8 protein-coding genes and 1 pseudogene are annotated in these 9,744 nt (G+C 67.1%); 5 read left to right on the top strand and 4 right to left on the bottom strand.

Annotation, left to right across the window (positions count from 1 at the left end; genetic code table 11):
- Positions 1-671 (top strand): LarC family nickel insertion protein (locus tag NKF06_RS18070; RefSeq protein ID WP_253246203.1); only part of this gene is annotated, 671 nt, incomplete at its 5' end.
- A gap of 29 nt (positions 672-700) precedes the next feature.
- On the opposite strand, the gene NKF06_RS18075 is transcribed toward NKF06_RS18070, so the two are convergent.
- The 3 genes from NKF06_RS18075 to NKF06_RS18085 all read right to left on the bottom strand — a co-directional run bounded on the left by NKF06_RS18075 (position 701) and on the right by NKF06_RS18085 (position 2,663).
- Positions 701-1,099: a VOC family protein gene (locus tag NKF06_RS18075; RefSeq protein WP_253246204.1), complete on the bottom strand. Its 399-nt coding sequence runs from the start codon at positions 1,097-1,099 to the stop codon at positions 701-703.
- Positions 1,100-1,193: 94 nt separating this feature from the next.
- Positions 1,194-1,733, bottom strand: a complete 540-nt coding sequence (locus NKF06_RS18080; protein ID WP_253246205.1) for a hypothetical protein — start codon at positions 1,731-1,733, stop codon at positions 1,194-1,196.
- A gap of 183 nt (positions 1,734-1,916) precedes the next feature.
- On the bottom strand, positions 1,917-2,663 hold the full coding sequence (locus NKF06_RS18085; protein WP_058827674.1) for a hypothetical protein: 747 nt from the start codon (positions 2,661-2,663) through the stop codon (positions 1,917-1,919).
- 139 nt (positions 2,664-2,802) lie between these two features.
- Here NKF06_RS18085 and radB point away from each other — a divergent pair, with 139 nt between their 5' ends.
- Positions 2,803-3,492 carry a DNA repair and recombination protein RadB gene (gene radB, locus NKF06_RS18090; RefSeq protein WP_253246206.1) on the top strand — a complete coding sequence of 230 codons (690 nt, stop codon included), beginning with the start codon at positions 2,803-2,805 and terminating at the stop codon, positions 3,490-3,492.
- 106 nt (positions 3,493-3,598) lie between these two features.
- On the opposite strand, the gene NKF06_RS18095 is transcribed toward radB, so the two are convergent.
- The gene (locus NKF06_RS18095) at positions 3,599-4,741 is read right to left on the bottom strand and encodes a CBS domain-containing protein (RefSeq protein WP_058827673.1); all 1,143 of its coding nucleotides are present in this window, start codon (positions 4,739-4,741) and stop codon (positions 3,599-3,601) included.
- Between the two features lie 390 nt (positions 4,742-5,131).
- Here NKF06_RS18095 and NKF06_RS18100 point away from each other — a divergent pair, with 390 nt between their 5' ends.
- The 3 genes and pseudogenes from NKF06_RS18100 to NKF06_RS21180 form a co-directional block, all read left to right on the top strand.
- Positions 5,132-7,258 carry a type II/IV secretion system ATPase subunit gene (locus NKF06_RS18100; protein ID WP_253246207.1) on the top strand — a complete coding sequence of 709 codons (2,127 nt, stop codon included), beginning with the start codon at positions 5,132-5,134 and terminating at the stop codon, positions 7,256-7,258.
- Positions 7,248-9,380 carry a type II secretion system F family protein gene (locus NKF06_RS18105; protein WP_253246208.1) on the top strand — a complete coding sequence of 711 codons (2,133 nt, stop codon included), beginning with the start codon at positions 7,248-7,250 and terminating at the stop codon, positions 9,378-9,380. Before NKF06_RS18100 ends, NKF06_RS18105 begins: the two co-directional genes overlap by 11 nt.
- Positions 9,381-9,384: 4 nt before the next feature.
- Positions 9,385-9,744, top strand: a pseudogene (locus tag NKF06_RS21180) (hypothetical protein); the annotation flags it as partial.

Below are 9,744 nucleotides of genomic sequence, written 5' to 3' on the forward strand. Positions count from 1 at the left end.
CCGACTGGTCGGTCCGCGGGGGCCCCTCGAGGCCGAACTGCTCACCCCCACGGGCCGCGGCCATCCTCGCGCACCTCGCCGAGGGCGTCGAGACGCTCCCATCGATGTCGGTCGAGTCGTCCGGCTACGGAGCCGGCGGCTGGGACTTCCCGGACCGGCCGAACGTCCTCCGCGCGGTCGTCGGCGACGGCGGCTCGCAGCTCGTCCGCGACGAGATTTCCGTCCTCGAGACGAACCTCGACGACGCGACGCCCGAAGTCCTCGGCGGGTTACAGGAGACCCTGAAGGACGCCGGCGCGCGCGACGTGACCATCATCCCGACGACGATGAAGAAGTCCCGCCCCGGCCACCTCGTCAAAGTCGTCGTCAAGCCCGAAGACGCCGAGCGCGTCGCCTACCGCCTCGCGGTCGAAACGGGCACGCTCGGAATCCGCGAACACGGCGCGGGCCACCGCTGGACCGCCCGCCGCGAGTTCGAGACGGCGACGCTCGCTATCGACGGCGACGACTACGAGGTGAGCGTCAAGATCGGAAGCGACGCCGACGGCGTCGTCTACGACCGAAGCGCCGAGTACGACGACGCGCTGGCGGTGGCGAAAGAGACGGGGCTTCCGGTCCGCGAGATCATGCGCCGCGCCGTCGATACGGTGGCGTCGGACGACGGCGAGTGAGTCGCGCCGTCTCCGCCGACGCGACTCGATTACTCCGTCAACGGCGGGTACGCGACCTCCCAGAGATGCCCGTCCGGATCCGAAAAGTAGCCCGAATAGCCGCCCCAGAACGCGTCCTGTGCGGGTTTGACTATCTCTCCGCCCGCCGTGCGCGCCGCGTCGAGAACCGCGTCCACTTCTGACTGTTCGGCGACGTTGTGCGCAATCGTGACGCCCGCGAAACCGCTTCCGTCCGCGGGGACGGTCGCGTCCTCGGCGAGCGACTCGCGCGGGTAGAGCGCGAGCCACGTCCCTTCGAGGGTAAAAAACGCGATGTCGCTGTCCGGGTCGCGGTCGCGGAGCGGTAAGTCGAGGCCGTCGCGGTAGAACCGAATCGACTCGTCGAGGTCCGAAACGCCGAGCGTCACGACCGTGATTCGCGGATCCATCCGAGAGACGCGTCGCCGGAGGGGATAAATCGAGACGGCCGGCCTCTCGACTGGGCGATTACCGAGGGAAAAATCCGAATCGGCTATTCGCCGGTCACCTCTCGTTGAACTGCGGCCGGGAGTTGAACGGCGCGAACGTCCCCGCGGGATTGTTCACGTGAACCCACGCGTGAAGGCCCCAGTGGCCCGCCGCGAAGCCCCACATGCCGTCGTCGCTGTCCCCGTGGAACAGGCCGGGGAACGGGCCGGCATATGTCTCTCCCTGGTCAAACAGGTACTCCACCGCGCCGAGGATGAGTTCCTCCTTGCCGTTACCCTCGTTTTTCCCGTAGACGAGCGCGGCGGGTTTCGTGAGGTCGACCTCGTCGTCGTAGTTCTCGATGACGTACTCGTGGTTCACGTAGTGGTAGCCCATGCCCGGCACGAACGGACTTTCGAGGACGTAGCCGTCCGCGATGGCCTTCCGAACGTCCGCGTACTTCGAGGTGGCCGCCCGAACCGATGCGATTTCGCGTTGGAGCGCCCCGCGGTGCGCCGCCGCGGGCGCGGTGAACGCGCCGACCGAGAGCGCGCCGACGCCGAGTGCCTTCAGATACGTCCGTCGTCCGAGTTCGGGGGTGCGTGATGTGCTCATGCGACACGCGATACGCGTCGGTGGAACGTAGGTATGATTCGGGCACGGTGCGTCTCATAAACCGAGAGTCCCGTTAATTGCGTTCTTTTCGCCCCGACAACTCGAAGCACAGGCACCCTCCACTGGTCGCGTAGAGCACCGTTAGGCGGCCGTTAACAGCGTCGAAACCGCCGCCGTGGACGCTCACTCCTCGCGCGAGCGGTGTTCGTCCAGCGCTTCGTCGATGCTCAGTTCCCCGCCGGCGACGCGGCGGGCGAGCCCGTCGTCGATGGTTCGGTTGTCGTCGGACGCCTCGCGCGAGCGCGCCTTGATGCGCGTGAGTTCACCCTCGGTCGGCTCGATCTCGCGGGACTCGATGCGCTCGCCGTCCCGGCGGGCGATGTTCACCGCGGCGAGCACGTCGCCCATGCCGCGCGCGCCGCTTCCGAGGTACGGCGTCGTCCCGGTCTCGTCGACGAGTTCGACCGCGACGTCGTCGAGGTCGTTGATGAGCTTCGCGCCCTGCAGGCGCGCGCCGTCGCCGATGCGGACCACGGGGTCGACCGCGTCTTCCGTCTCGCGGCGGATGACTTCGACGGCGTCCGAAAGCGGGACGTGGAACGCGGCGACGACCGTCTCGCCCGAGAGGACGGCGACGCCGGGTCTGGTCCCGGGGTCGACGCCGACGACGGTCCGTCCGCTACCACCGCGGAGGCTCGCGAGCGCCTCGTCGACGGCGCGGCGCACGTCGTCGCCCGTCGCGGTCACGCGAGTCACGTTTCCGTCTGAACCCGTACCGTCGAGGTCGTCGTCGGGACCGGTGAGGAGGACCCGCGTCCGCTCGGGAAGCGGGTCGCCCGGCTCGACGGTGGTAAAGGCGACTCCTCGGCTCCGGAGTTCGGACACGGCCTCGTGGTAGAGGTCGAAGTCCGCGGTGGCGACGACTATCACGTCCCTCCCTTGGCGACGGCGACGAATAAACCGTCGTGCGCGAGTCGCTTTCGACGGTCGCGGACTGTCGCCGAAGCGGCGGCCCGGGCCGCCGCGGGCGACCGGGGTCTTTTTCGGCCGGTGGCACCCACCACCTGACGTGACAGAGTCAGTCTCCACCGGGTGCACGGCGCTCGACGACCTCCTCGACGGCGGGTTCGAACGCGGCACCGTCACGCAGGTGTACGGCCCCTCCGCGGCCGGCAAGACCAACGTCGCGCTCTCGGCGGCGGTCCGGGTCGCCGCCGCGGGCGGCACTGTCGTCTACATCGACACCGAGGGGCTGTCGGTCGACCGCTTCCAGCAACTCGCGGAGGCGGTCGCCCCCGAGGACGTGGAGTCTGTGACCTCGCGACTGATGATAAGCGAGGCGTACGACTTCGAGGGCCAAGAACAGGCCGTCCGCGACGCCGAGGAGTTCGCCCCCAACGCCGACCTCATCGTCCTCGACTCCGCGACCGGCTTCTACCGGCTTGAACGAACCGCTGAGGGCGACGGCGGCGAGGCGCTGCGCCGAGTCGCCCGGCAGGTCACGCACCTGCTGTCGCTCGCGCGCAAACACGACCTCGCGGTCGTCCTGACGAATCAGGTGTACTCCGACCCCGACACCGACCGGACGCGGGCGCTCGGCGGCCATACCCTCGAACACTGGACCGGCACCGTCGTCCGCCTCGACCGCTTCCGCGGCGGCAACCGCCGGGCGACGCTCGAAAAGCACCGCGCGAAACCCGCCGGGGAGACGGCGACGTTCAAGATAACGGACCGCGGGCTCTCCGCGACTGACGTATAGAAAAAGGTCGACGCGGCCGGGCGGACGTCCCGGCCGAATCCCGCTCCTGTGTTCCGTTCGCGTTTCGATTTCGGGCGTCCCGGTGAGTTCCGGTGAGTCGGCGGCGTTACAGTTCGTTCAGCTTCCGGAGCAGCTGGCCGCGGTAGCGCTCGTCGGCCTCGAAGCCCTTGACTTCGAGCACGTTGCGTTCGAGCTTGTCGAGCGCGACGTGGAACGCGTGTTCAGCGCCGTAGCCCTCGCCGCTGCCGGCCAGTTGGCCGTGGCTCGTGCGGAGCCGAATCTGGCACTGGATGAGCGGCGTGCCGCGGAGCTTCTCCTTGTGCTCGTGGAAGCGGACGTGAGCGTGAAGCACGCTCATCCGCTGGTACTTGTCCGCGACCTCGGTGATGGCCGAGTTGATGTCGGCGCGGCTCAGCGTTTCGAGGAGGCCGATGTTCGTGACCTGCACGTCCATCTGCTCTTCTTCGGTGTAGGTGAGCGCGCGGAGCACGTCGGTCTTGGTCACCACGCCGAGGACCTCACCGTCGTCGTCGGCGGGCGTGACGACGAGCCCGGCGATGTTGTGTTCCAGCATGCGCGCGACTGCGTCGCGGACGCTCTCTTCGGGCGTCGCCGTGCGCGCCGGGCTGGTCATGAGGTCGTAGACCGGGAGGTCGAGCATCCGGTCGGTGTCGCCGCGGCGGTCCTGTTTCCCCTGCCGACCCTCGTCGCGCACCATGAACTCGACGAGGTCGTAGGTGGTCAGGATGCCCGTGAGGCGGCCGTCCGGGTCGAGGACCGGCAGCCGCGAGACGCCGTGTTCGCGGAGGCGGTTGATGGCCTGCCCGAGGTGGTCGCGCTCGCCGATGGTGACCACGTCGTCGGTGTAAATCTGCTCGACGGTCAGTGCGTCGAGGTGGTCGAGGACGGCCTCGAGGATAGCGTCCTGCGTGATGATGCCGTACTGTTTTTCGCCCTCGTAGACCGGCGCGACCTTCGTGTCGCCCTCGACGAGCATGCGCGCGACCTCCCGCACGTTCTCGTGACGGTCTATCTTGGGGACCGCCTTCGTCAGCGCGGCCGCTTTGGTGTTGTCTTCGACGTGCGAGTTGATGAGCTGCTTCTCACCGATGACGCCCGCGTACTCGCCGTCGTCCTGGACGATGATGCCCTTAGGGTTTTCCCGCTCGAAGATTGAGCGGACCTTGCCTAATCGCTCGTCAACGTCGACCTCGATGAAATCAGGAGTGGCGATATCAGCAATATCCATAATACATCCTTACATACAACGCCGCTTCTCTTGAAGGTTCGTCCCGTTTCCACCCGCTAGGAAGGACCGAAATCGCAAGGCCACGCCGGGTCTGAAGGGGCGAATTCCGCCGACAGACGGTCTGTGACTATTGTTAACACTCTTCTCTCGGAGAATGTCACTGTTTTTCACCGACACGTCGGCCGTGACTGTGGCGCGCGGGACGCCGTACTATCATTCGGTTGTCAGCCTTGGTCGGGGAAATCCGCGGCGTAACTCGGTCCGCACCCCAACCGAGGGCTGACCAGATAAGTCCCTGAATTCGGCGGTAGTTCGGGCCTAACCGGCCGAATTTGCACATCTAGTCGCTCCATACTTACAGCCGTTCCTACCGTTCAGTATTTCCAGAGAATGGCGTCTCCTGACAAGAATTCCCAGACTGACCGCCGCGATGGCGAAGAATCGTTCCGAGCAGACGGTGCCGGCACCGCCGAACTGGTCCCCACGACCGGTCCGAAGGCGATGGCCGCCCGCGCGAGTGAACTACCGGTCCCCGCGTCGGACCGCATCGAATACGGCCCCGTCGAAGACCTCGCTGTCGACGAAGCGGCGGACGAAGACCGCCCGGAAACGCTCCGGGAGGCCGTCCTCCGCGAGGTGAAGGCGTTCTTCGCCGAAATCGACGACGAGACGGCGTTCGCGCCGACGCCTTCCGAGGCGTTCATCGAAGACAACTTCTTCGACTTCTCGTTCCTCGAGGGCGTCGAGGCCGTCGAACACTACTGGGTGAACAAGCCCTTCGCGTTCGTCTCCATCCTGTACGACCACGAGAAGCGCGAACACCAGTACCACGTGAGCGAACCGCGCCTCGACGACTTCGAGGACTTCGTGCGCGACGACCTGACGAAGATTCTGCGCAACAGCCTGCTGTACCGCGACCTCGACGCCGACGGCGACCGCGAGGACGTGTTCGACGACGAGGCCCGCGAGATAATCACCGAACACGCGGCGACGGTCGAAGACGGGTCGCTCTGGAAGCTGTTTTACTTCCTGCTTCGCGACTTCATCCACTTCGGCCGCATCGACCCCGTGATGCGGGACCCCAGTATCGAAGACATCTCCTGCGACGGTGACGACGTGCCGGTCTACGTCTTCCACAGCGTCTACCGGGACGTGCCGACGAACGTCGTCTTCGACGACGGCGACCTCTCGTCGTTCACCATCCGCCTCGCGCAGCGCGCGGGCAAGCAGGTAACCGTCTCCGATCCGCTCGTCGACGCGAGCCTTCCGGACGGCTCCCGCATCCAGTTGACCCTCGGCTCCGACGTGGCCACCCGCGGGTCGAACTTCACCATCCGGAAGTTCTCGGACGTGCCGCTGTCGCCGGTCGACCTCGTGCGCTGGAACACCTTCAGCGTCGAGCAGATGGCGTACTTCTGGCTCGCCATCGAGAACAACCGCTCGCTCATCTTCGCGGGCGGCACGGGCTCCGGGAAGACCACCTCGATGAACGCGGTGTCCTTCTTCGTTCCCGGCCACGCGAAGGTCGTCTCCATCGAGGACACGCGCGAAATCACCCTCCCGCACGACAACTGGATTCAGTCCGTCACCCGCGACACGTTCACGGCCGACGGCCGCGGCGAGGTGTCGATGTACGCGCTCCTGCAGGCCGCGCTCAGACAGCGCCCCGAGTACCTGCTGGTCGGTGAGATTCGCACGGAAGAACGCGTCGCCCTGACCTTCTTCCACTCCATCGCCACGGGCCACACCGCGTACACGACGTTCCACGCCGACTCCTCGGAGGGCGTGGTCCACCGCATGCGCAACGAGCCCCTCGGGGTGCCGGCCCAGATGCTCTCGGACCTCGACATCATCTCGGTCCAAAAGCAGATTCACCTCGACGGCGACCGGACCCGCCGGAACATCGCCGTCACCGAAATCGCCGGCGTCGACGACGACGGCGAGGTCGAACTCCGCGACGTGTTCAAGCGCAACCCCGAGAACGACGCCCACGAGCGCGTCGGCGACTCGGTCGTCCTCGACGAAATCGCCGCCGAGCGCGGCTGGACGAAAGCCGACCTGCAGTACGAACTCGACATTCGCGCCGACGTGCTCCGGTACATCGCCGCCTCGGGCGTCGACGACTACCTGACCGTGTCGGCGATGATTCGCCGCTTCGAGCGCGACCGCGAAGGCCTCCTCGCGCACGTCTACGCCGAGACCTCGCTGGTCTCCGTCGAAGACGAGACCGACGAGGACGACGCGGCGGACGACCTCGACGACGAAGAAATCGAGGTCTCGCCCGAGACCGAACGACTCCTCGCCGACCTGTTCGACATCGAGTTGGACGACGACGCGGACGCCGACGCGGCAGACGACGACGCTGACGCCGCCGACGGCTCGGAAGTCGGCGACAGCGACGACGCCACCGAGTTCGACGATATCGCGGAGGCTGGCCCCGCGCCGGCCGATGACGCCTCGGACGCCGACGAGACCGTGAGCGACGACGACGACCGGGAGGCCGACAATGCCCGGTGATTCGTCGACTTCGGTTCCCCTGCCCGACTACGAGGTCGAGCAGTACTTCCCGCGCGAACACTTCGACGAGTCGCCCGAGGAGGTCAAGCGGCTCCGCCAGCGCTACGGGTACGTCCGCACGTACTTCAAGCGCAACCCGGCGGGCCACCGTGACCTCCAGCGCTGGCTGAACCAGACCCGCGTGGGCACGACCTACGACCTGTACCTCACGCAGTCGCTCAAACTGGCGTTCGTCACCGCGGTGTTCGGCTCGCTCGTCGGGCTCGCGCTCACGTTCGTCCTCGCCCGCATGGGCGTGTTGGCGGACGCGTCGAGCCCCGTGAGCTTCGGCATCGCGGCGCAGTACGTCGTCCCGCTGCTCCCCTACAAGGTGCCCATCCTCGGCGCGGGCCTCGTCGTCCTCGTCGGTGGACTGGCGGCCGCTGGGACCTACTACGCACGGTACTACCTCCCCAAGAGCCGTGCCGAGATGCGCGGCCGGAGCATCGACATCCTGCTCCCGCACGCCATCGTCTACATGTACGCGCTCAGCCACGGCGGGATGAGCTTCCTCGAAGTCATCCGCTCCGTCGCCGACGCGCCCGACTACGGCGAGGTGTCCCGCGAGTTCGAGATGATCGCCCGCGACATGGACCTGTTCGGCAACGACCTGTTCACGGCGCTCCGCAACTCCCGGAACCTGACGCCCTCGATCAACTTCGAGCAGTTCCTCGACGACCTCCTTTCGGTCCTCGACTCCGGCGGCGACGTGGCCGCCTTCCTCGACCGCGAGTCCGCGACGTACCTCGAAGAGGCCCGCGACGAACAGGAGGACTTCATCGAGACGCTGTCGATGCTCTCTGAGGTGTTCGTCGCCGCGTTCGTCGCCGCGCCGCTGCTGCTCATCGTCACCCTGATGGTCATCAGCTTCCTCGGCGGCGACACGCTCGTCCAGCTGTACGCCCTGAACTACCTCATCTTCCCGCTGGGGATGGCGTTGTTCCTGCTCCTCGTGGACGTGCTCTCCTCGCCGTACACGCAGGACACGGTGCGGACGAAACACGACGTAACCGTCCTCGAAGAGATTCGGACGGTCGTGGCCAACTTCCTCGGCGCGATGCGCCGCGAGGTCCAGCGCGCCCGCGAGGCCCGCTGGGGCGGCGACCGCGTCGCCTCCGACGGCGGCTTCGTCGACGAACGACTCGACGACTACCGCCGCGAAAACGCGGTGTACGAGCTTCGGACGCTCATCGGTGACCCGCTCGACATCATGCGCCGCCAGCCGTACTTCTCGGCGGTCGTCACGGTGCCCCTCGCGGTCCTGTCGGTCGTCGGCGTCCTCGTGCTCGGCCTCGCGACGCCGACGCTCGACGCCATGCTCGCGAACCCGTACAACACGACGGTCTGGTTCGTCGTCCTCCCGTTCGCCATCGTCGCGGTCCCCCTGACGGTCTTCCACGAGCTTCGGACCCGCCGCGAGCGCACGCTCGAACGGCGCTTCCCCGACACGCTGAACCTGCTGTCGAGCGCCAACCAGATGGGTATCTCGCTGGTCGAGGCGCTCGCGCTCGTCTCGCGGTGGTCGACCGGCGCGCTCGCGGACGAACTCCGCGCGCTCCGCAACGACATCCGCTGGAACCACGACGCCCACACGGCGCTCATGGCGTTCGCCACCCGGCTCAACGTTCCGCAGCTCTCGCGGGTCATCCGGCTCATCGCCAGCGGTGGCCGCACCAGCGGCGACCTCTCGCGCGTCCTCAGCGTCGCCGCGGAGGACACCCGCAACCGGTACAAACTGGAAAAGTCCCGCCGTCGCGCGATGGGTTCCTACATCGCCATCGTCGTCATCGGGTACTTCGTCTACCTGTTCGTCATCCTGATGCTCGGTGCGAGCTACCTCGGCCCCCTCGCCGAGATGACCGGGCCGTCGGCGTCCGCGTCGATGGACGGACAGTCGCTCCCCATCGGCATCTCGTCGGTGCCGCTGGCGAACTTCCACGTGGTGTTCTTCCACTCCGCGTTGATTCAGGCGGTCGGAAGCGGACTCCTCGCCGGAAAACTGGCCGACAACAGCGCCCTCAGCGGGCTGAAGTACGCCCTCGGACTGTCCGCGCTGGCGCTCGTCGCCTTCGCACTGGTGTAAGGCAATGACTCACAACACTCCCAACAAACACACGCAATCGCCCCTCAGGCACGTACTGCGCGGGTTCGTCGCGGGCGAGGCCCGCCGCGGCTCGCACCTCCGCGGTGACCGCCGCGGAGCCTCGGCCATCCTCGGCACGTGCTCGCGTTCGCGCTCGTCGTCTCGCTCGTCGCGATGGTGCAGGTTTCGGCGGTCCCCGCGTGGAACCAACAGACCGAATTCGAACACCTCACGGCCGCAGAGACCGACTTCGCCGCGTTCGACGAGAGCGTCGCGAAGGCCGTCGACGGCCGGCAGACCCGCGCGACCCTCGACGCCGGCGTCGACTACCCGACCCGCGCGCTGTTCGTCTCGCCCGCGGCCG

It is taken from the genome of Haloferax sp. AB510, assembly GCF_024136985.1.
Lineage (GTDB): Archaea > Halobacteriota > Halobacteria > Halobacteriales > Haloferacaceae > Haloferax.

Excerpts from the sequence above, each read along its gene's own strand:
- NKF06_RS18105 (WP_253246208.1), top strand. The coding sequence starts at position 7,248 with ATGCCCGGTGATTCGTCGACTTCGGTTCCCCTGCCCGACTACGAGGTC.
- NKF06_RS18080 (WP_253246205.1), bottom strand. The coding sequence starts at position 1,733 with ATGAGCACATCACGCACCCCCGAACTCGGACGACGGACGTATCTGAAG.
- NKF06_RS18075 (WP_253246204.1), bottom strand. The coding sequence starts at position 1,099 with ATGGATCCGCGAATCACGGTCGTGACGCTCGGCGTTTCGGACCTCGAC.
- NKF06_RS18100 (WP_253246207.1), top strand. The coding sequence starts at position 5,132 with ATGGCGTCTCCTGACAAGAATTCCCAGACTGACCGCCGCGATGGCGAA.
- NKF06_RS18095 (WP_058827673.1), bottom strand. The coding sequence starts at position 4,741 with ATGGATATTGCTGATATCGCCACTCCTGATTTCATCGAGGTCGACGTT.